The sequence below is a fragment of the Curtobacterium sp. MWU13-2055 genome, from assembly GCF_023242305.1.
Taxonomy (GTDB): domain Bacteria; phylum Actinomycetota; class Actinomycetes; order Actinomycetales; family Microbacteriaceae; genus Curtobacterium.
In genome coordinates this window covers 27,801-50,220 of record NZ_JALLIO010000006.1, presented here as the reverse complement: position 1 = coordinate 50,220, position 22,420 = coordinate 27,801, and the positions used below count along the sequence as shown (strand labels likewise).

Sequence of the window (22,420 nt, the reverse complement as noted above, 5' to 3'; positions counted from 1 at the left end):
CCGTGTACCCCGAAACAGCGTCCGTTCGGCGACCCGGTCGATGATACCGGCCCCCACGGCGCACCGATGTCCCCCGAACGCGCACACCTCGGTGCTCAGAACAACGTCTGCGTCGCGACCGGTCGGAGCAGGCGGCGGTCGAAGCCCGGATCTGCGCGCTTGAGCGGCGAAGTCGTCGGGATCGACTGTTCCTGCGGCACCGTCGAGGGGTCCGAGAAGCCCATCGACCCCGTCGCCGGGTCCACGCGCCCGAGGCCGACGCCGTGCGCCGCCAGGATCGGTCGGATGCGCTCCGACAGCCACCGGCGGTAGTCCTTCGGCGCGAAGGTGTTGTCGAGGTACATCGCCCGGTAGCGCGCCACCAGGTCGGGCCGTTCGCGTCCGAGCCACTCGAACCACCACGGCTTCACGCCCGGCCGCAGGTGCAGCGCGGAGTACATGACGCTCGTGGCACCGGCCGCCGCCGCCCGACCGACGGCGTCGTCGAGGTGTGCACGGGTGTCGGTGATGTACGGCAGCACGGGCATGAGGAACACCGCGCAGTCGAGCCCGGCGTCGCGGATCGCCCGCACGGTGGCGAGCCGCGCAGCCGTCGTGGGCGTGCCGGGCTCCACCGACTGCTGCAGGTCGTCGTCGTACACGGCGATCGACATCGCGAGGTCGACCGGCACCACCTTCGCCGCCTCGGCCAGGAGCGGCAGGTCGCGCCGGAGCAGCGTGCCCTTCGTCAGGATGCTGAACGGTGTGCGGCTGTCCGCCAACGCCTGGATCACCCCGGGCATCAGTCGGTACCGGCCCTCGGCACGCTGGTACGGGTCGGTGTTCGTGCCGAGCGCGATCGGGTGGCGGTCCCACGTGGGCTTGCCGAGCTCACGCCGCAGGACGTCGGCCACGTTCGTCTTCACGACGATCTGCTGGTCGAAGTCGGCTCCGCCGTCGAACTCGAGGTAGGTGTGCGTCGGCCGCGCAAAGCAGTACACGCACGCGTGACTGCACCCCCGGTACGGGTTGATGGTCCAGCCGTAGGTGCCGGAACCGTCGGTGCTCGGCACTCGGTTCAGCGCGCTCTTCGCCAGCACCTCGTGGAACGTGACACCCGCGAACTCGGGCGTCGTCACACTCCGGACGAACCCGCTGTTCGACTCCATGCCCGGCAGTGCGTCGCTCTGCTCGGCATCGATCGCCTGTCCACTCCACCGCATGACGCCATTCGAACACATGTTCGAACGGGCCGCAAGCCGGAGCTGGTCAGTGGTGCAGGCCGAGCACCTTCGCCGTGCGCTCGAGGGTGGCGTCGGCCAAGGCGGCGTCGTCACCGAGGTCCTGCCCGTAGGTCGGGACCATCTCGTGGACCGCGTCCTGCCAGCCGTCCCAACGGTCAGGGAAGCACTTCCGGAGCAGGCCGAGCATGATCGGCACGGCGGTCGACGCCCCCGGCGAGGCCCCGAGGAGCCCGGCGATCGAACCGTCGGCGGCCGTGATGACCTCGGTGCCGAACTGCAGCACCCCGCCCTTGTCCTTGTCCGGCTTGATGACCTGCACCCGCTGGCCCGCGATGATCTTGTGCCAGTTCTCGGGCTCGGCGCTCGGCATGAAGTCGCGCAGCGCGTCGAACTTGGTCTGCTTCGAGGCGAGCAGCTGGCCGATCAGGTAGCGCACCAGGTCGAAGTTCGAGAACGCGACGCTCAGCATCGGGCGCAGGTTGTGCGGTCGGATCGACTTGAACAGGTCGAGCATCGACCCCTGCTTCAGGAACTTCGGGCTGAACCCGGCGTACGGCCCGAACATCAGCGATGCGTTGCCGTCGACGATGCGGGTGTCCAGGTGCGGCACCGACATCGGCGGCGCCCCCACGCTGGCCTTGCCGTAGACCTTGGCTGCGTGCTTCTGCACGACCTCGGGATCGTCGGTGCGCAGGAACTCGCCGGAGACCGGGAAGCCGCCGTACCCGCGGATCTCCGGGATGCCGGACTTCTGGAGCAGCTGCAGGGCCCCACCACCGGCACCGACGAAGACGAACTTCGCGGCGATCTTCTGCGTCGACCGACCGACCTCGTTCAGGACGTCGAGCGCCCAGCCGTCGAAGTCCTTGCCCCGCGAGATGTTCTTGACCTGGTGGTTCGGTTCGAACTCGAGCCCGTCGAGTTCGAGCTGGTCGAACAACTGCCGGGTGAGCGACCCGAAGTCGACGTCGGAGCCCGCCGCCGAGTAGGTCGCCGCGATCGGCTGGTCCTTCTTGCGACCGGGGATGAGCGCGGGCGCCCACTTGCGGATCTGAGCGGGGTCGTCGGAGAACTCGATCCCGGCGAACAGCGGGTGCCCCCGCATCGCCTCGTACCGCTTGCGCATGTACTCGACGTTGTCCGCGCCCCAGACGAAGGAGATGTGCGGGGTCGGGTTGATGAAGTTGGACGGGTCGGGCAGCGTACCGATCTCGACCAGGTGCGACCAGAACTGCCGCGAGACCTGGAACTGCTCGTTGACCGTGACGGCCTTCGCGATCTCGACGCGACCGTCGGCGAGCTCGGGCGTGTAGTTCAGCTCGCAGAGCGCGGAGTGCCCGGTGCCGGCGTTGTTCCACGGGTTCGAGGACTCCTGCGCGACGGCGCCGAGACGCTCGTACACGCGGATCTTCCACGAAGGCTCGAGCCGGTGGATGATCGCGCCGAGGGTGGCGCTCATGATGCCTCCCCCGACGAGGACGACATCGATCGGGTCCACCTGCTTCACTGCCACCCGTCGATCCTACCGGCGTCGACCGACAGGCCGGTCAGCCGCGCGCGGTGACCGAGTCGCTGCGCGCGGCCGCGCCGCTCCGCGGCGACTCTGCCGCTCCGCGGCGACGGTACGGCTACGCGGCGACGGTACGACGCGCGACGATCGCCTCGGCGATCTGCACCGCGTTGAGCGCTGCACCCTTCCGCAGGTTGTCGTTGCTGACGAACAGTGCGAGCCCACGCCCCTCGGGCGCGGACTGGTCGGCACGGATGCGCCCGACGAACGCGGGGTCCTGACCGGCGGCCTGCAGCGGCGTCGGAACGTCCGACAGCTCCACGCCCGGTGCGCTCGACAGGATCTCGGTCGCACGCTCGGGCGACAGCGGACGCTCGAACTCGGCGTGCACCGAGATGGAGTGGCCCGTGAAGACCGGCACACGCACGCACGTGCCGGCGACGAGCAGGTCGGGGAGCTCGAGGATCTTGCGGCTCTCGTTGCGGAGCTTCTTCTCTTCGTCGGTCTCCCCCAGGCCGTCCTCGACGATGCTGCCGGCGAGCGGCACGACGTCGAAGGCGATCGGGCGGACGTACTTGACCGGCTCGGGGAACGTCACGGCGGAACCGTCGTGGGTGAGCGCTGCGGTGTCCTGCTCGAGGGCGGCACGCGCCTGGCCGAGGAGTTCCTCGACGCCGGCGAGCCCGGAGCCGGAGACGGCCTGGTAGGTCGTGGCGACCAGACGGCGGAGCCCGGCCTCGGTGTCCAACACCTTGAGTACCGGCATGATCGCCATGGTGGTGCAGTTGGGGTTCGCGATGATCCCCTTGGGGGCCTGGTCGATCGCGTGCGGGTTGACCTCGCTCACGACGAGCGGGACCTCGGGGTCCATGCGCCAGGCGCTCGAGTTGTCGACGACGAGCGCCCCGGCTGCGGCGAACTTCGGCGCGAGGGCCCGCGAGGCGGTGGCACCGGCCGAGAACAGGGCGATGTCGATGCCCGACGGGTCGGCCAGCTCGGAGTCCTCGACCACGATCTGCTCGCCGCGGAACGGCAGGGTCGTGCCGGCGGACCGGGCGCTCGCGAAGAACCGGACCTGGTCGGCCGGGAACGCGCGCTCTTCGAGCAGACGACGCATCACGGCGCCGACCTGTCCGGTGGCGCCGACGACGGCGACGGTGAGGGTGCTCATGCGGTGCTCCTGGTTCAGCGGGTCAGCGTGGGTCAGCGGCCGGTGCCGGCGTGGACGACGGCTTCGGCCTCGGCGTCGAGGTCGAACGCGTTGTGCACGACCCGCATCGCCTCGTTGAGGGTGTCGGCGCGGGTGACGACCGAGATCCGGATCTCCGAGGTGGAGATCATCTCGATGTTGATCGACGCGTCGTGCAGCGCGCGGAAGAGCTTCGCCGAGACGCCGGCGTTCGTGCGCATGCCGGCACCGACCAGGGCGAGCTTGCCGATCTGGTCGTCGTACTGGATGCTCTCGTAGCCGATGTCGGACTTCGCGACCTCGAGCGCCGTGAGCACGGTCTGGCCCTGGTCCTTCGGCAGGGTGAACGAGATGTCCGTCCGCCCGGTCGACGCCGCCGACACGTTCTGGACGATCATGTCGATGTTCGCCCCGGCGCGTGCGACGTTGGTGAAGATCTCGGCGGCCTTGCCCGGCTGGTCCGGGACGCCCACGACGGTGATCTTCCCCTCGGAGAGGTCTCCGGCGATCCCGGTGATGATCGGTTCTTCCACGATTTCCCCCTCGGCAGGGTTGTAGACGATGGTGCCCTCGGTGTTGTTGAACGAGGACCGGACGTGCAGGGTGACGCCGTGCCGGCGGGCGTACTCGACGGCACGGATGTAGAGGACCTTGGCGCCGGACGCCGCGAGCTCGAGCATCTCCTCGCTCGTGATGCGGTCGACCTTGCGGGCCTTCGGCACGACACGAGGGTCGGCGGTGAAGATGCCGTCGACGTCGGTGTAGATCTCGCAGACGTCGGCGTCGAGCGCGGCGGCGAGCGCGACGGCCGTCGTGTCCGAGCCGCCACGGCCGAGCGTGGTGATCTCGCCCGTCGTGCGGTTGAACCCCTGGAACCCCGCGACGATGGCGACGTGGCCGGAGTCGAGCGCCTCGCGCACGCGCTTCGGGGTGACGTCGACGATGCGCGCCTTGCCGTGCTGCGCGTCCGTGAGCATGCCCGCCTGGCTGCCGGTGTACGACGAGGCTTCGACCCCGAGGCTCTTGATCGCCATCGCGAGCAGCGCCATCGAGATGCGCTCCCCCGCGGTCAGGAGCATGTCGAGTTCACGGCCCGCGGGGATCGGGGTGACCGAGTGCGCCAGGTCGACGAGTTCGTCGGTGGTGTCGCCCATCGCCGACACCGCCACGACGACGTCGTTGCCGGCCTTCTTCGTCTCGACGATCCGTTTCGCCACGCGCTTGATGCTCTCGGCGTCCGCGACGGAGGATCCACCGAACTTCTGCACGATCAAGGCCACTGGCTGGTACTCCCGGAGACGGCGACACCGCGAGGTCACGCGGTCTCACAATGGTAGTAGGTGTTTCGAGGATGTTGCGTGCGAGCCGCCCCACACGCAACGATCCTGCGTGGAGCTCAGCCGCCGACGACGCGACGGCCCTCGAACGCGCGGCCGAGCGTGACCTCGTCGGCGTACTCGAGGTCGCCGCCGACCGGCAGGCCCGAGGCCAGCCGGGTCGTCCGGATGCCCATCGGGACGAGCAACCGGCTCAGGTAGGTCGCCGTCGCCTCGCCCTCGAGGTTGGGGTCGGTCGCGATGATGACCTCTTCGACCGTGCCGTCGGCCAGGCGCGTCATGAGCTGCTGGATCCGCAGGTCGTCCGGGCCGATGCCGTCGATCGGGCTGATCGCGCCACCGAGCACGTGGTAGAGCCCGCGGAACTCACGGGTGCGCTCGATCGCTGCGACGTCCTTCGCCTCTTCCACCACGCAGATCGTGGCCGGCGACCGGCGCGGGTCACGGCAGATGCTGCACTGGACGTTCTCGGTGACGTTGCCGCAGATCTCGCAGAAGCGCACGCGCTCCTTGACGTCCGCCAGCAGCTCGGACAGCCGCGACGGGTCGAACGACTCGGTCTGCAGGATGTGGAACGCGATGCGCTGCGCCGACTTCGGGCCGATTCCCGGCAGGCGACCGAACTCGTCGATGAGGTCCTGGACGATCCCGTCGTACATCAGGCACCGTCCTGGTGGAGAGCGGTCTCCTCGATGAACTGGGCATTGAGGATCTCACGCACGACGGCCTCGCCGTAACGACCGGCGACCGGCGCACGACGTGCCGGTGGTGCGGTCCGCGGCGCGGCCGGCGGAGCCGTGTGTGCGCGCGGGGCGGTCGGCGCCTGCGCGGGCGCTGCGGCGGATCGGCCGTGACCGGGGTCCGGGAACGGCGCGCCGTCGTCGTACGGTTCGTCGTCCAGCGGGTAGTCGTCGACGGGCACGCCCGGTACGACGGGTCCTCCGGGAGGCGCGGCGACCGTCGACGACGCCGCCTGCGGTCCGACGTCGGTCGGCTGCGCCCCCTGCGGCGCGGTGGCACCGGCGGGTTGCGCAGGCGCCTCGGACCGGGGCTGCTGCGGGTCGACGGACTCGGCCGGGGCGACGGGCGCGGCAGCCGGAGCGGTACCGAAGGGTGCCGCCCAGCCGGGTTCGACGGACTCGGGCACGGCGTCGGCGGTGGGGTCGCTCGCGGGGATCGTCGCGACCGCCCAGTCGGTGACGGGTGCGCCGGACGGTGCGGGCGCCTGCGCAGGAGCGGGTGCCTGCGTCGGAGCGGGTGCCGACGCAGCAGCGGGAGCCGGCGCCTGCTCGGCAGCCGGCGCCTGCGTGGCAGCCGGCGCCTGCGTGGGAGTGGGTGCCGACGCCGGAGCGGGTGCCTGCGCCGGACGGGGCTCCGGCTCGGTGGCGGCGGGAACGGACTCGGGCGTGGACGCCGCGGGTTCGGGTGCCGCCGTCGTGTCGGGCGCTGCGGAGGCGGCGGCCTCAGCAGGAACGGCCGAACCGTCCCCGGTGGCTGCAGCGGCCTCGGAGGCCGGGGCCGACGCCGGAGCGGGCGCGGCGGACTGCGGCGCCGACGACGCCTGCGGCTGCGGCTGCGCCTGCGCCTGCGGCTGCGCGGTGGGCTGGCTCGCCGGCGCCGGACGGCCGGCCGGCGCTGACGGCTGCTGCGTGGGAGCCGGGGTGCGCTGTTGACCGGGGCCTCCGGGGCCTCCGGGACCGCGGGCGACGAACTTCACGCGGAGCCCGATGACGTCCATGATCGCGGCGCGGAGCAGTTCGCTCACACTGGCCGAAGGGTCGGACATCTCCTTGAACGAGGCGACGTCCTGCTGGCTCGGGAAGGTCAGGGTCAGCACGTCGTCGCGCAGCGCGGTCACCTGTGCGGTGACGACGACCGACCACGCCGACCGCTTGGCGTGCTGCACGTGCTCGACGATCTGTGGCCAGGCGTCGCGCATCTGCTGGAAGCCCACGGCGCCGACGGTCCGGACCGCCGGCTCGTCACCGATCGTCGTGCCCTGGCCCGTGGACGAAGCACTGACTTGTTCGGTGGTCGGAGCAGCGGGCTCGGGAGCGCTCGGGACGGCTGCAGCCCAGGAGGCTGCGGCGTCGCGTGCCGCACTTCCGGCGTCGGACTGAGCCGCCGCAGCCGCGTTCGCCGACGCCGCGGCGGGCTCCTGCTGCGCCGCTGGGGCCTGCTGGACGGCCGGGGCCTGCTGGGCGGCGGGGATCTGCTGCGCTGCGGGCTCCTGCCGACGCGGTGCCGCAGCCGACGACGGGGCCGGTGCGGGCGCCGTGCTGGTGGCGGCCGGCTGGGTGGACCCCGGCGCCGCGACTGCGCCGGACGGTGCCTGGTGTCCGCCGGCGTCCCCGACACCGACGCGGCGCTCGAGCCGCTCGACCCGGGCGAGGGCACCGCGCTGGGTGTCGTCGGCCTCGGGCACGAGCATGCGGGCCGTCATGAGCTCGAGGTGCAGCCGGGGTGAGGTCGCTCCGGTCATGTCGGTCAGCGCCTTGTTCGCGATGTCCGCGCCACGGGACAGCCCGGTGGCACCGAAGACACCGGCCTGCCGGGTCATGGTGTCGAGCTCGTCCGGCGAGACACCGCGCAGGACCGCTGCGGCGCTCTCGTTCGTCGCCGCGACGACGATCAGGTCGCGCAAGCGCTCGAGCAGGTCCTCGACGAACCGACGCGGGTCCTGACCGGTCTGCACGACCCGGTCGATCGCAGCGAAGGCGGAGGCCGGGTCGGCCACGGCGAGGGCGTCCACGACGTCGTCGAGCAGCGCGGCATCGGTGTAGCCGAGCAGGGCGACCGCGCGCTCGTAGGCGATCGCGCCGTCTTCGCTGCCGGCGATGAGCTGGTCGAGCAGGGACAGGGTGTCGCGGACGGAACCGCCGCCGGCGCGCACGACCAGGGGCAGGACGCCGGGTGCGACCGTGACCGATTCCTGCGTGCAGAGCTGCTCGATGTACTCGAGCATGACGGCGGGCGGCACGAGCCGGAACGGGTAGTGGTGGGTGCGCGACCGGATGGTGCCGATGACCTTCTCCGGCTCGGTCGTCGCGAAGATGAACTTGACGTGCTCCGGCGGTTCTTCGACCAGCTTGAGCAGCGCGTTGAACCCCTGCGGGGTGACCATGTGCGCTTCGTCGAGGATGAAGATCTTGTAGCGGTCGCGCGCGGGGGCGAACACGGCGCGGTCACGGAGGTCGCGCGCGTCGTCGACACCGTTGTGGCTCGCGGCGTCGATCTCGATGACGTCGAGCGAACCGCTGCCGTCACGGGCGAGCTCGACACAGCTCGGGCAGACGCCGCACGGGGTGTCGGTCGGCCCCTCGGCGCAGTTGAGGCACCGCGCCAGGATGCGAGCCGAGGTCGTCTTGCCGCAGCCGCGCGGACCGCTGAACAGGTAGGCGTGGTTGACGCGGTTGGTGCGGAGCGCCGTGCGGAGCGGGTCGGTGACCTGCGACTGCCCGATCAGCTCGGCGAAGTTCTCGGGCCGGTAACGGCGATACAGGGCGGTGACCACGCGACCAGGGTAGCCGGGACGACCGACACCCGCGTGCCCCTCCACAGGTCCACGGGCACTGGATCGGACCGCCTGCCCAGAGTGGGCCGAGCGCACGGACGGCACCGCGCCTCCCGGCCGACTCGGGGTCGGACAGGAGGCGCGGTGCGTGACGCTGCTCGGGCTCAGCCGCGGCTGCGGCGGCGGGCACCCCTGGCCAGGCGGGAGAGCCCCAGCAGCAGGAACCCGAGGACGACGAGTCCGGCTGCCGTCCCGGCGATCGGGGCGACGTCCGCGCCGGTCCAGGCGAGTGCGCCGGGGCCGGTGCCGGACCCGGTGCCGGCACCCGTGCCGTTGCCCGGGTTGCCGGGCGCACCGGGCGTTCCCGGGGTCCCGGGCGTGCCCGGCAGGCCGGGCGTCCCCGGGGTTCCGGGCGTTCCCGGCGTACCGGGGTTCCCCGGGGTGCCGGGCGTCCCGGGGTCACCCGGGGTCCCGGGCTCACCCGGCGTCACCGTGGCGGCGTCCACCACCACGCTGATCGTCTGGACGGCCGAGGTCGCACCCGCCACCGTCTGGGTGATCCGGAGGGCGTGCGGACCGACCGCGAGCCGCACTCTCACCGACCAGGCGCCGGTCTCGTCCGCCGTCGTGGTGACCGGTGTCCCGTCGTCGGCGACGACCGTGACGGTCGCTCCCGGCTCGGCGGTGCCGGTGACCAGCCAGTCGACGTACCCGGCGGCCGAGGCCGTCTGGTGCGCACCCGGCGTGGGCGACGTGACCGCGAGCGGGTCCACGGCGTCGACGACGATCGGCACCTCGGGTGCGGCGGTCGTCGTGCCGTTCACGGACTGGGTCGCACGGATCGTCCACTCGCCCTCGGGCACGCGGTCGAACGTGACGCTCCAGTCACCGTCCGCGTCGGCGGTCGTGGTGCGCACCTGGCCGTTCGACAGGGTGACCGTCACCGCCGCCCCCGGGGTCGCGTGCCCGGTCACCGTGAAGGAACCGGTGTCGCCGGGACCGTTCGCGGGGATGAGCTGACCCGGGGTCGGGCTGGTGATCGTGATGTCGGTCGCCTGGGCGACCACGACGGTGACGGCGCTGGTCACCGGGTCGGAGGTCCGACCGCCGACCGTCTGCGTCACCGACACCGTGTGCTCCCCTGCCGGCACGCCAGCGACCGTGACCGTCCACGACCCGTCGTCGCCGGCGGTCGTCGTCGCGGTCCGTCCGTCGACGTCGACTGTGATCGTCGCCCCGGGCTCGGCCGTGCCGCTCACCGGGATCGACGCGGTCGTGCCGGTCGTCGGGACCACCTGTCCGTCGGTCGGGCTCGTCACGGTGACCGGGGTCGCCGCGGTCACCCGGAAGCCGACCTCCGGTGCGTCCGTCGTGGCGCCGTCGACCGTCTGGCTGGCGGCGATCGTGTGCGGACCGGTGCCGACGCCCGGGACGGTGACCGCCCAGTCGCCGTCGTCGTCCGCGGTCGTCGTGACCGCGGTGCCGCCGTCGATGCGCACCGAGACCGCGGCGTTCGGCGCCGAGGTGCCGACCACGCGGACGTCCGCCCGTCCACCGAGCACGCGGTACGCGGTGCCGTCGGCCGGAGCCGTCACGACGATCGCGTCCGCCTCGGCGACCACGACGGTGACGTCGCGCTCGACCGGGGACGACGTGGTCCCGTTCACGACCTGGGTGACCGACACGGTGTGGTCACCGGCCGGCACGCCGGTCAGGCTCGTCGACCAGCGGCCGTCGGACCCGACCCGCACCGTCACCGGGTCGTCGTCGTCCAGGACGATCCGGACGTCGGCGCCGGGCTGGCCCTGGCCGCTGACCGGGACGGTCGCGGTCGGGTCGGAGTCCGGCACGGTGAAGGTCGCGTCGTCGGCGGGGGCGGTCACGGTCAGGGCGGCACCGGGGGCCACCGTGAAGGTGCTCCGGACCTGCTCGGACGTGGAGCCGTCGACCGTCTGGGTCGCGCGGATCGTGTGCTCCCCGACGTCCAGGCCGGGCAGCGCGAGGGTCCAGGTGCCCGCGTCGGTCGCGGTCACGGTCGTGGGGTCGCCCCCGTCGATCGTGACGCGGACCCGTGCACCGGGCTCGGCCGCACCGCCTGCGGTGAGGGTGACGACCGAGTCACGCTGCGCGACCCGCACCGTCGAACCGTCCGCCGGGGTCGCGATCGTGATCGGGGCGGCGACGAGGACGCGGATGCGGACCGTCACCGGAGCCGACTCCGTGTCGCCCACGCGCTGGGTGACGCTCACGGTCCGGTTGCCGGCCGGCACCCCGGGGACGGTGACGCTCCAGGCGCCGTCGTCGTCCGCGGTGGTCGACTCGCTGCGGCCGCCGCCGAGGTCGACCACGACGGTCGCTCCGGGCTGCGCGGTGCCGCTGACGTCGACCGCGGTGGTCGCGTCCTCACCGGCGACCGTGTACTCCTGGCCGACGGTCGGTTCGTCGATCACGACGGGGGCGCCCGGCACGATCTCGAAGGTGGTCGAGGCCGGTGTGGTCGAGGTGGAGCCGTCGACGGTCTGGGTCACCTCGACGGTGTGCTCGCCGACTGCGAGGTCGGGGACGTCGACCGTCCACGAGCCGTCGTCGCCCGCGGTGACCTCGAGCGGGTCGCGGTCGTCGACCGTGACCGTCACGGTGGAGCCCGGCTCGGCGTCGCCGGCGACCGTCACGGTCGTCGTGGCGTCGTCGTCGGCGACCGTGATCGGGTCGTCGCCCGGCTGCCGGATCGTGAGCGCGGCGGCGGCCACGACCGACACCGGTCGTTCGACCGCGGCGCTCGTGGTGCCGTTGACCGACTGCGTGACCGAGGCCGTCCACGACCCGGTCGGCACGCCGTCGACCGTGGTCGACCACCGTCCCTGCTGGTCGACCCGTGCCGTCGCGCTGCCGCCGTCGCCCAGGTCGACCGTGACGGTCGCGCCGGGCTGGCCGGTGCCGGCGAAGTCGACGTCGGTGGTGGCGTCGCCGTCGGCGACCGTGACGGCGGTGGCACCGGCGGGCGTCGAGACGACGAGCGGGCAACCGGCACGGACCGACACCGCCGCCGTGACCGGCGACGACGTCTGGCCGCCGACGACCTGGGTCGCGCTGACGCGGTGGTCGCCCACGGGCACGTCCGCGAACGTCGCCTGCCAGGCGCCGTCGTCGTCGGCCCTGACCGTCTGGGTCTCGCCCGTGGAGAGTCGCACCGTGACCTCGGCGTCGGCCTGCGCGAGGCCGCTCGCCGCGACGTCGGCGGTGCCCGCCGCGTCCGCGACCGTCAGGACGTCGCCGTCCTCGGGGGTCGCGATGGTCAGGGCCGTCCCTGCCCGCACCGTGACGGTCCGGGTCGGACTGGAGGCAGTGGTCCCGCCCACGGTCTGGGTCGCGGTGAGCGTCGGGGTACCGACACCGACCCCGCCGAACGTGACCGTCCAGTCACCGTCGCCGTTCGCGGTGGTGGTCTGCGTGCTGCCGCCGAGCTGCACCGTGACCGGCGCGTCCGGCTCCGCCGTCCCCGAGACGACGACGTCACGCGTCGCGTCCGCGTCCGGCACGAGCAGGACGTCGTCGGCGTCGGGCGACGTGACCGACACCGCGTCGGCGGCCTCGATCGTGATCGTGCGCTGGGCTGGTGCCGAGGTGCGCGGGTCGGACACGGTGCCCGGGAGCGTCTGCGTCACCGACACGGGGTGCGGTCCGACGCCGAGGTCCGGGAACGTCACCGACCAGGTCCCGTCGGCCGCGACCGTGTCCAGCTGGTCGTCCGCGCCGGCGGTCGACGCGGTGACCCGGGCTCCGGGCTGACCGGTGCCGGAGACGGTGACGTCGCGCTCGACGTCCGGACCGGCCACGGTGATCGGGTCGGTGCTCGGAGCCGTGATCGTCAGGGCGTTCGCCGTGACGACCTGGAAGGTCGTCGGGATGGCGCTCGTGACGACGTCCTCGATCTCCTGGCTCGCCGCCACCGTGTACACGCCCGTGGGGGCGAGGTCGGTGGCGTCGACGGCCCACGCGCCGTCGGCGTCCGCGGTCGTGGTGAACTGCGTGCCCGGTCCGTCCGAGACGGAGACGGCGGCCAGCGGTTCGGCCGATCCCGTGATCCGGACCGTCGCGGTGGCGTCGTCGTCGACCACGACGAAGCGGGTGCCGCTCGCCGGGGTGTCGATCACGATCGCGTTGCCCGGCACGACGGTGAAGTCCCGCGTGACGACGGGACCATCGGTGCCGTTCACGGTCTGGACCGCGGTGACGGTGTGGTCGCCGATGCCGAGCTGGGTGCTCGGGACCGCCCAGTTGCCGGCCGTGTCCGCGACCACCTCGACGGCGTCCGCGTCGTCGATCGTCACGGCGACGGTCGCACCCGGCTCGGCGGTCCCCCGGACGACGACGTTCGCCTGTCCGCCGGTGCCCGCCGGGATCTCCTGCGCGTCACCCGGTGCCTCGATGACCAGGGCGTCGCCGGCCTCGACCGTGAAGTCGCGGTCGATCGGCGCCGAGGTCGCTCCGCCGACGGTCTGCGTGACCGAGGCGGTGTGGTCGCCCGTGCCGACGTCCGACAGGGTCACCGACCAGGCGCCCTGCGCGTTCGCGGTCGTGGCGACCGCGGCGCCGCCGTCCAGGACGACCTCGACGTCGGCGTCCGGCTGGGCGGTCCCCCGCACCGTGACGTCCACCACCGAGTCGTCGGTCGCGACCGTGACGGTCGCGTCCTGCACCGGGGCGGTCACGACGAGCGGAGCGCCCGCCTGCACGGTGACGACCTGACGGACGGCGGGCGAGGTCGTGCCGTTCACCGTCTGCGTCGCCGCGATCGTGTACCGACCGACCGGGACGTCCTGGACGGTGACGGTCCACGAGCCGTCGTCCTCGGCCGTGGTCGTCGCGGTGCGCCCGGAACCGAGCGAGACCCGGACCTCGGCTCCGCCCTCGGCCGTGCCGGTCAGCTCGAGGTCGGCCGTGGTGTCCGCGTCGAGGACCGTGACCACGTCACCGTCGTCGGGCGAGGTGATCGCGATGGGGTCACCGGCCGCGACGGTGAAGGTCGAGGTCACCGGCGCCGAGGTCGTGCCGTCGACGGTCTGCCGGGCCGTGACCGTGCGGTCGCCGGTCGGGACGCCCACGAAGGTCGCCGTCCAGTCGCCGGCGTCGTCCGCGTCCACCGTGGTGGTGAACGAGCCGCCGATGCCGACCGCGACCCGCGCGTTCGGGGCGGCGGAGCCGGAGACCGTGACCGGGGTCGTCGACGTGGCGTCCGCGACGGTGATCGTGCTGCCGTCGGCCGGTTCGTCGATGGTCAGCCCCGGAGCCGCCGTCACCGTGAAGTCGCGCTCGACCGGGCTGCTCGTGGTGCCACCGACCGTCTGGGTCACCTGCGCCGTGCGGTCTCCCGCGGGGACACCGGTGACGCTCGTCGACCACGTGCCGCCGGCGTTCGCCGTGGTGGTCGCGGTCAGGCCGTCGCCGAGGTCCACGTCCACGCGGGCCCCTGGCTGCGCGCTGCCCGAGAACGGGATGGACCGGGTGTCGCCCGCGAGCGGGAAGTCCTGGTCCGCCGTCGGGGTGTCGATCGTCAGGCCCGCGGCGGCCACGACGCGGAACGCCCGGGTGACGGGGTTCGAGGTCGTGTCGCCGACCGTCTGGGTCACGCTCGCGGTCTGGTCGCCCACGGGGACGCCGGGCACCGTGACGCTCCACGCGCCGCTGCCGTTGGCCGTGGTGGTCGCCGTGCGGCCGCCGCCGAGGTCGACGTCGATCCGCGCGTTGGCGGTCGCCGTGCCCGTCAGGGCGACCGGCGTGGTCGTCCCGGTGGTCGTGAAGGTCTGACCGACCGTCGGGGTCGTGATGGTCAGTGCCTGCTGTGCGACGACCGAGAAGGTCTGGGTCGCGGAGCCCGCCGCCGTCCCGTTGACCGTCTGGTTCGCCGTGGCCGTGTGGTCGCCGACCGGGACGTTCGGGATCGAGGTCGTCCACGTGCCGTTCGCCGCCACGGTGGCCGTGCCGGTGCGTCCGCCGCCGAGGCTCACGGCGATGGTCGCGCCCGGCTCACCGGCACCGCTGACGGTGATGCTCCGGGTGGACGAGGCCGAGGGGACGCTGAACTGCTGGTTCGCCGTCGGGGCGGTGATGGTCGGCGGAGCGATGGCCGTCGCGCGGACGGTCGAGGTGGCGAGGTCGACGGTGGCGACGTTCGCGCCGGGCAGCACCGAGAGCCGGAGGGCGTGCACGCTGCGCGACCCCGGGTCGTACCCGCGCTGGTCGCGGAAGCCGGTGGTGGTGTCCTGTGCGTTCACGGTCAGGTCGATCACCTGGCGGAGCAGCAGCACGACGGGGCGCAGCAGCGTGGACACCGCGGTGGTCGTCGCGGTGAGCGTGGTGCCGAGGGTCGTCAGGGCCGTGCCGGTGACGAGCGGCCGCACGATGGTCTGCAGTGCCGGGACCACGATGGAGTTCACGGCGGGGGCGAGCAGGTTCCCGAGGACGGTCAGCCCGAGCGGGCCCCCGGTCGCGGTGACGGTGGCGTTCGCCGGGGCGGTGCCGGCCAGGGCGCCGAGCGTGGTGTCCGCCCGGAGCGCGAGGGCGGTGAGCGGGACGCCGGCCAGGTTCACGTTGGCGGTGACGTCCACGGCCACCGCGGTCGAGTTGATCGTGTTCACGACGGCGGTCTGCAGCGCGGTCGGCAGCTGGGTGCCGAGGATCGTCGTGATGCTCTGGTTGATCGAGCTGACGGCCGCTTCGGTCAGCACCGGGGTGTTCGCCGGCTGGTTGTTCAGTGTCGTCAGCTTGTCGAGGTCGACGGTGATCGCGCCGGTCGCCGGCGTGATCGTCACCGCGCCGTCCGTCAGCGGCTGTGCGAGCACCTGTTCGAGCGTGCCGTCGAGGTTGAGGTTCACCGAGGCGGTCACGTTCGTGCCGTTGAGGTTGACGAGTCCGAGGGCCGTGGACCGGAGCAGCCGCTGGAGCTCGGCGGTCAGCGCCGTCGTCGTGCCGGACAGGGCACCGTTCGCCCCGACCGTGGTGTTCACGGAGTTCGACAGCGTGCGCAGGTCGGTCCGCAGCGACGTCGTCAGGCCCGCGACCGCGGGGCTGGTGAGGTTCAGGTTCGCGCCGGCGATGCGGTAGTCGGTCGTGGTGCCGACCGTGGCGCCGCGTGTGGCTTGGATGCGGGACGCCAGGGCACCGATCTGCAGCTGCGCGTTCGACAGCACCGTGGTGTCCGCGCCCACCCGCGAGAACAGCGGGTTCAGGTTCAGGGTGCTGGCTCCGGTGCCGAGTCCCGTGCCGACCCCGATGCCGCCGTCGTTGGTCAGCAGGCCGGACGACGCCGTGGCCCCCGATGCCGAGGTGGTGGCGTACTGCCCGTTGACCCCGAGCGTGAGGATGCCGTTGGTGCCGAGCAGGTCGATGTCGTTGCCCAGGTCCACGCCCACCGCGTTCAGGGCGGTGAGGTTCAACGGCTGGTTCGTCGTGCCGCCGCCCGTGGTCACCCCGCGTGCGGAGTACGCACCACCGAGCTGGGCGATGTCGTCGACGTTGACGATCCCGGAGCCGCTGAGCAGGACGCCCTCGCCCTCGGCGACGTCGGTCTGTGCCGCCGCCGCCGGTTGGATCGCCACGGTGGCGGCGACGAGCGCCGTCACCGTGGCGATGACACTGCCGCGCAGGAGGAGACGCCGATCGTCCGATGCTCGTCGTCGAGCTCGGTCGCCAGCATCGATGATCCGTCGTGTCCAGTTGTTCGCTGCGGTCGGTACCCGGGTACCGCGCTGCGACGCGTGCCTGCGCATGCGTGTCTCTCATCCTGGCGGGCGCACCCGCCACCTGATCCTCGGATCTCCCCCGCTGGTGAGGCGGTGGAGTCAGGAACCCTGGTTGGGAGTTCCTGAGGCAGATCTTTACACACGATCAGGTTGCTGTCCGCAACCCGTTACGAAACAGACATGCGGAAGCGGTGCGGAGACGCGCGGAGACGGCGCGGAGACGGCGCGGAGACAGAAAAGACTCCTCACGCACCCGCCAGAGCCCGGCTACCCTTGCTGCGTTTCCGCCCTGGGGGAGTTCACCTGGATGGCGTCACGTGAGGAGCCGCCGACAACTCTACCGGATGCGACCGGGCAGGATTGACACATGAAGATCGCCATCGCCGGAGGACACGGCCAGATCGCACTGCTCCTCGCCCGCCAGATCACCGACGCCGGACACGACGCCGTCGCGATCGTCCGCAACCCCGCGCACGTCGCCGACGTGGAGCAGCAGGGTGCCACGGCGATCGTCGCGGACCTCGAACAGCTCGGCGACGACGACCTGGCACTGCGCCTCCGCGGGGTCGACGCCGTGGTGTTCGCCGCCGGCGCCGGGCCGAACAGCGGTGCGGAGCGCAAGCTCACCGTCGACCGGGACGGCGCGATCCTGCTCGCGGACGCCGCGGAGCGCGCGGGCATCGACCGGTACGTGATGGTGTCGGCGATGGCGGCGGACACCTACGACGCCGAGGCCGCGGTGGTCCCTGCGAAGGACGACGCCGCCGTCTTCCAGGTCTACCTCCGGGCGAAGGCCGAGGCCGACGCGAACCTGCGCGCCCGACGGCTGCGGTGGACGATCGTGCGTCCGGGAGGCCTGCTCGACACGCCGCCGCAGGGAACGGTCGACGTCGGGCGCACCGTGCCGCGCGGCTCGATCCCCCGTGCCGACGTCGCCACGGTCGTGCTGCACGCGCTGCTCGACGACTCGGCCGTCGGGGTCCAGTTCGAGGTCACGAGCGGGAACACGCCGATCCCCGCGGCCCTCGACGCCCTGTCCTGAGGCGCGCGCGCCGTCCGCACCGTGCGCACCTCGTCACCCCGTGCGAGCTTGCACGCTCCGTGCCGCGCCACAAGCGCGCACCCAGCCACCAACCCCGCACCAGCCCACCCAGGCCGCACCGTGCGGTGACCGCGACCCAGCGCCGGACGGGAGGCACGGCGCCAGCCCGCCCCGCGCCTCCCGTCCGCACCGTGCGCACCTCGTCACCCCGTGCGAGCTTGCACGCTCCGTGCCGCGCCACAAGCGCGCACCCAGCCACCAACCCCGCACCAGCCCACCCAGGCCGCACCGTGCTGGCACCAGGCCGCGCAGCGCACCGCGCAGCGCGTCAGAGCGCGACCGCAGCCGACTGTCGGGCGATCTCCAGTTCCTCGTTCGTCGGGATCACGAGCACCGCGACACGTGACGTGTCCGTGGAGATGACCCGGGCCTCCCGGGATCCCAGCTCGTTGCGGTCCGCATCGATCTCGATGCCCAGGTGCTCGAGCCCGGCGAGCACGCGCCGGCGCAGCAGCGCGTTGTTCTCGCCGACGCCGGCGGTGAAGACCACCGCGTCGAGCCCGCCGAGCTGCGCCGTGTAGGCGCCGACGTAGCGACGGATGCGGTGGCGGTACACGGCGAGCGCCGCTTCGGCGACCTCGTCACCGTTCAAGGCGGCGTCCTGGACGTCGCGCATGTCGCCGTTGCCGGTCAGGCCGAGCAGCCCGGACTGCTTGTTGAGCATGGTGTCGAGCTCGTCGAAGGACAGCCCGGCCTCGCGGTGCAGGTGCAGCAGGACGGCGGGGTCGAGGTCGCCGGAGCGGGTGCCCATGACGAGGCCCTCGAGTGGCGTGAGGCCCATCGACGTCTCGATCGACTTCCCGCCGTCGATCGCTGCGGCCGAGGCTCCGTTGCCCAGGTGCAGCACGATGGTCTTCAGCTCGGACAGCGGGCGGTCGAGGAAGACCGCGGCCTGCTCGGAGACGTACTTGTGGCTCGTGCCGTGCATGCCGTAGCGGCGGATGGAGTACTTCGCCGCCAGGTCGGCCGGGATCGCGTAGGTGTAGGCGTGCGGCGGCATGGTCTGGTGGAACGCGGTGTCGAACACGGCGACGTGCGGCACGTCGGAGAACACCTGCTTCGCGGCCCGGATCCCCTCGAGGTTCGCCGGGTTGTGCAGCGGCGCGAGGCTGTTGAGCGCCTCGATCTGTCGTTCGACGTCGTCCGTCACCACCGTCGCGCGGTCGAAGGTGGTGCCGCCGTGCACGACGCGGTGGCCGACGACGGCCGGCGGGTGCTCGTCGAACGACGGGCCGACCTTGGCGAACGCGTCGATCATCGCCTGGAACCCGGCGGCGTGGTCCGGCACGGACGCTGCGTCGTTCGACGACGACTCCCCCGTCAGCGCGTTGGTGTGCTTCCACGCGCCGGCCGACTCGCCGATGCGCTCCACGAGCCCGGAGGCGAGCGTGCGCTCCCCCTCGAGTTCGATGAGCTGGTACTTGAACGAACTCGATCCGGAGTTCACGACGAGGGCTGCGGTCACGGGTGGTGTCGCTTTCTGCTCATGGCCTGGTCGGCCGGACGGGAGGCGCGGTGTGCGTCGCGCAGGTCAGGCCGCGTCGGACGCGGTGCCGGCCTGGATCGCGGTGATCGCGACGGTGTTCACGATGTCGCTGACGAGGGCGCCGCGGGAGAGGTCGTTGATCGGCTTGCGCAGTCCCTGCAGGACGGGCCCGATGGCGACCGCGCCGGCGGAGCGCTGCACGGCCTTGTAGGTGTTGTTGCCCGTGTTGAGGTCCGGGAAGATGAAGACGGTCGCCTTGCCGGCCACCGGGGAGTCCGGCATCTTCGTGCTCGCGACCGTCGGGTCGGCAGCGGCGTCGTACTGGATCGGGCCCTCGACGAGCAGATCTGGGCGACGCTCGCGGACGAAGGCGGTACCGGCGCGGACCTTGTCGACGTCGGCGCCGGTGCCGCTGTCGCCGGTCGAGTAACTGAGCATCGCGACGCGGGGGTCGATGCCGAACTGGGTCGCCGTCTCGGCCGACGAGATCGCGATGTCGGCGAGTTGCTCGCTCGTCGGGTCCGGGATCACCGCGCAGTCGCCGTAGACCAGGACCCGGTCGGCGAGCGCCATCAGGAACACGCTCGACACGATCGAGGTGTCCGGACGGGTCTTGATGATCTCGAAGGACGGCCGGATGGTGTGCGCGGTGGTGTGCTTCGCACCGGAGACCATGCCGTCGGCGAGTCCGAGCTGCACCATCATCGTGCCGAAGTACGAGACGTCGGTGACGGTGTCGCGCGCGAGCTCGATCGACATGCCCTTGTGCGCCCGGAGGCGGGTGTACTCCTCGGCGAAGCGTTCGCGGAGCTCGGGGTCGAACGGCGACACGAGCTGGGCGGCGTCGAGGTCGAGTCCGAGCTCGGTCGCGCGGGTGCGGATCGCGGCGGGGTCGCCGAGGATCGTCAGCTCGCAGACCTGGCGGGCGAGCAGCGTCGACGCCGCGCGGAGGATGCGGTCGTCCTCGCCCTCGGGGAGCACGATGTGCTTGCCGTAGCCCCGTGCCCGGTCGAGCAGGCCGTGCTCGAACATGAGCGGCGTGACGACGCCGGACGGCGTGAGCTGCAGGCGGTCGCGCAGGGACTCGGCGTCGACGTGCTGCTCGAACAGGGCGAGCGCGAGGTCGGCCTTGCGGGGCGAGTCCGCCGCCAGGCGCCCGCGGGTCTGCGTGATGCGGAGGGCGGTGTCGTACGTGCCCAGGTCGTTCTGCGCGATCGGCAGCGAGCTCGACAGGCCCTCGAGCAGCCGGGAGATCTGCGGTGCGGTCTCGAACCCGCCGTTCAGGATCACGCCGGCCAGGCTCGGGAACGTGTCCGACTGGTTCGCCAGCAGGGTCGCGATGAGGACGTCGCTGCGGTCGCCGGGGACCACGACGATGCCGCCCTCGATCAGGCGGGGCAGGACGTTCTCCATGCTCATGCCGGCGACGACGGTACCGAGTGCCTCGCGGTCGAGCAGGGCGTCGTCCCCGCGCACCAGGGTCGCGTCGGTCGCCTGCAGCAGCGCACGGACGGTCGGGGCGACGAGGACGCGGTCCTCCGGGATCGCCCACACCGGCACGTCCGGGTGGTCGTCGTGCACGGCCCGCTCGACACTCGCCACGATCGCGGCGAGGGCCTCCGGGTCGGCGCGATTCACGACGACACCGAACAGCTGCGCGTGCGCCGCCCGCAGCTCGCTCGTCGTGACGTCCGCGACCTGCGCCATCCCCTCGGGCGTGCGGGCACCGCGCTCGGCTGCGTCACGACCACCGAGGACGAGGAGCACCGGGGCACCGAGGTTCGCGGCGACCTTCGCGTTGAACGACAGCTCGGTGGGGCTGCCGACGTCGGTGTAGTCGGACCCGAGCACGACCACCGCGTCGCACTGCCGCTCCACCTGGGCGAAGCGGTTCACGATGGTGCCGAGGGCGGCGTCCGGATCCGCGTGGACGTCGTCGTAGGTGACCCCCACGGCGTCGTCGTACGAGATCCCGACCGCGGTGTGCTGCAGCAGCAGTTCGAGCACGTAGTCGGGTTCGGCGACCGAGCGGGCGACGGGGCGGAACACGCCGACGCGGCCGACGGAGCGCGCGAGGGTCTCGAGGACACCGAGGGCGACGGTGCTCTTGCCCGTGTGCCCTTCTGCTGACGTGATGTAGATGCGGGTCGACACGCGCCCCAGGGTAGTCGCCGGACATGTCACGACAACTGGGAGCACGGGCCTCGACGACACACGGTCGTGAGCACCCCCGGGAACCTGTACCATTGGGTATCGCCGTCGCGAGACAGCACAAGGAGAATTCGCCTAGTGGCCTATGGCGCACGCTTGGAAAGCGTGTTGGGTGCAAGCCCTCGGGGGTTCGAATCCCCCATTCTCCGCCAGCAAGGCCCCGCACCGAGTGCGGGGCCTTCGTCGTTCCGGGCGGCGCGCGTCGTGATCGCGCCGGCTGGTCCCCCACGCGGCGGACCCGTCTGTCCCCTGTTCGCCAAGGACTGGCCGTCAAACGCCGATCCGGGGTGGAACGGGCTGTCCTCGGTCCCCGTCGTGCGCCTATGCTTGCCGGAGCGGACGACTCCGGGACGAGTCGACCGCGGTGCATCGAGCGGCAGGGGCGTCGCTCGCAGGGCGGCCGATTCGGCGTGCCCGGGAGACCCGAGGGTTCAGGAGACGCGCATGGGGGACATGACGGTGCCAGCGACGCCGCACCTGCGTGCCACCGTGTACGACGTCGTCCTCCGCCCCCGCCGGTCCCTGGTCCGTTCGACGGCGCTGAGCATCGTGTTCTCGGCCGTGCCGCTCGCAGTCGCCCTGGTCTGGGTGTCGTTCCCGTTCCGGACGTGGGCGATGGTCGCGACCGTGGTCGTCGCGCTGGCGGTCCTCGTGGGCGTCGTCTTCGTCCGACTCAGCACGGCGTACATCGGCATCGACCCTGACGGCCTGACGATCCGGGGCGTGGTCACCGCGCACCGTCGGATCCCCCGCGACCGCGTGCACAGTCTGGTGCTCGCCACCACCTACGGCAGCTCGGTCGACCGCACCATGCGCGAACTCGTGGCGTTCGACGCGACGGGTGCGCACCTGTTCCGCATCCGTGCCGACGTGTGGGGCGACGACGGACTCGCCCAGGTCGTCGACGCCCTGGGCGTCCAGGTGACGGAAGAGGCACGTCCGGTCTCGGCCCGGGTCTTCGCGAAGCGCTACCCGTCGAGCCGCGCCTGGTACGAACAGCGGCCGGCCTACCTGCTCGTCGGCGGCGTGGCAGCACTCGTCGTCCTGGGTCTGCTCGTCGTCGAGTTCACCGGCCTGCTCGGTCGCTGACGCTCGGAGCTGCTGGA

At 72.3% G+C, this 22,420-nt stretch carries 11 protein-coding genes, 1 tRNA gene and 1 other RNA gene; 3 read left to right on the top strand and 10 right to left on the bottom strand.

Features of this window, described 5'->3' with window-relative positions:
* Positions 1 to 95 precede the first annotated feature (95 nt).
* The 8 genes from M4960_RS13065 to ffs all read right to left on the bottom strand — a co-directional run bounded on the left by M4960_RS13065 (position 96) and on the right by ffs (position 16,845).
* Positions 96 to 1,202, bottom strand: a complete 1,107-nt coding sequence (locus tag M4960_RS13065) for an Rv2578c family radical SAM protein (protein WP_173169346.1) — start codon at positions 1,200 to 1,202, stop codon at positions 96 to 98.
* A gap of 46 nt (positions 1,203 to 1,248) precedes the next feature.
* Positions 1,249 to 2,736 carry a malate:quinone oxidoreductase gene (locus M4960_RS13060; protein WP_111084228.1) on the bottom strand — a complete coding sequence of 496 codons (1,488 nt, stop codon included), beginning with the start codon at positions 2,734 to 2,736 and terminating at the stop codon, positions 1,249 to 1,251.
* 115 nt (positions 2,737 to 2,851) lie between these two features.
* Complete coding sequence (locus M4960_RS13055) at positions 2,852 to 3,904, bottom strand: aspartate-semialdehyde dehydrogenase (RefSeq protein WP_123292140.1); 1,053 nt, start codon at positions 3,902 to 3,904, stop codon at positions 2,852 to 2,854.
* A 32-nt stretch (positions 3,905 to 3,936) separates the two neighbouring features.
* Positions 3,937 to 5,202, bottom strand: coding sequence for an aspartate kinase (locus M4960_RS13050; RefSeq protein WP_173169345.1), 1,266 nt, complete (start codon positions 5,200 to 5,202; stop codon positions 3,937 to 3,939).
* Positions 5,203 to 5,318: 116 nt separating this feature from the next.
* On the bottom strand, positions 5,319 to 5,918 hold the full coding sequence (gene recR / locus M4960_RS13045) for a recombination mediator RecR (protein ID WP_111084231.1): 600 nt from the start codon (positions 5,916 to 5,918) through the stop codon (positions 5,319 to 5,321).
* Positions 5,918 to 8,773: a DNA polymerase III subunit gamma and tau gene (locus M4960_RS13040; protein ID WP_248704460.1), complete on the bottom strand. Its 2,856-nt coding sequence runs from the start codon at positions 8,771 to 8,773 to the stop codon at positions 5,918 to 5,920. The genes recR and M4960_RS13040 overlap by 1 nt, the downstream gene beginning before the upstream one ends.
* 164 nt (positions 8,774 to 8,937) lie before the next feature.
* Positions 8,938 to 16,542, bottom strand: coding sequence for a choice-of-anchor G family protein (locus tag M4960_RS13035; protein WP_248704459.1), 7,605 nt, complete (start codon positions 16,540 to 16,542; stop codon positions 8,938 to 8,940).
* A gap of 206 nt (positions 16,543 to 16,748) precedes the next feature.
* Positions 16,749 to 16,845: signal recognition particle sRNA small type (gene ffs / locus M4960_RS13030), an RNA gene on the bottom strand.
* A 37-nt stretch (positions 16,846 to 16,882) separates the two neighbouring features.
* Between ffs and M4960_RS13025 the strand changes: the two genes are divergently transcribed.
* Positions 16,883 to 17,557, top strand: coding sequence for an SDR family oxidoreductase (locus M4960_RS13025; protein ID WP_123292136.1), 675 nt, complete (start codon positions 16,883 to 16,885; stop codon positions 17,555 to 17,557).
* Between the two features lie 328 nt (positions 17,558 to 17,885).
* Here the strand turns inward: M4960_RS13025 and M4960_RS13020 are convergent, their stop codons facing one another.
* Complete coding sequence (locus M4960_RS13020; RefSeq protein ID WP_123292135.1) at positions 17,886 to 19,082, bottom strand: acetate/propionate family kinase; 1,197 nt, start codon at positions 19,080 to 19,082, stop codon at positions 17,886 to 17,888.
* A gap of 66 nt (positions 19,083 to 19,148) precedes the next feature.
* Positions 19,149 to 21,257, bottom strand: a complete 2,109-nt coding sequence (gene pta / locus M4960_RS13015) for a phosphate acetyltransferase (RefSeq protein ID WP_123292134.1) — start codon at positions 21,255 to 21,257, stop codon at positions 19,149 to 19,151.
* 121 nt (positions 21,258 to 21,378) lie between these two features.
* Here pta and M4960_RS13010 point away from each other — a divergent pair.
* Positions 21,379 to 21,466, top strand: a tRNA-Ser gene (locus M4960_RS13010).
* A 292-nt stretch (positions 21,467 to 21,758) separates the two neighbouring features.
* A complete protein-coding gene (locus tag M4960_RS13005; protein ID WP_123292133.1) occupies positions 21,759 to 22,403 on the top strand; it encodes a hypothetical protein in 645 nt (214 codons plus the stop codon).
* Positions 22,404 to 22,420 lie beyond the last annotated feature (17 nt).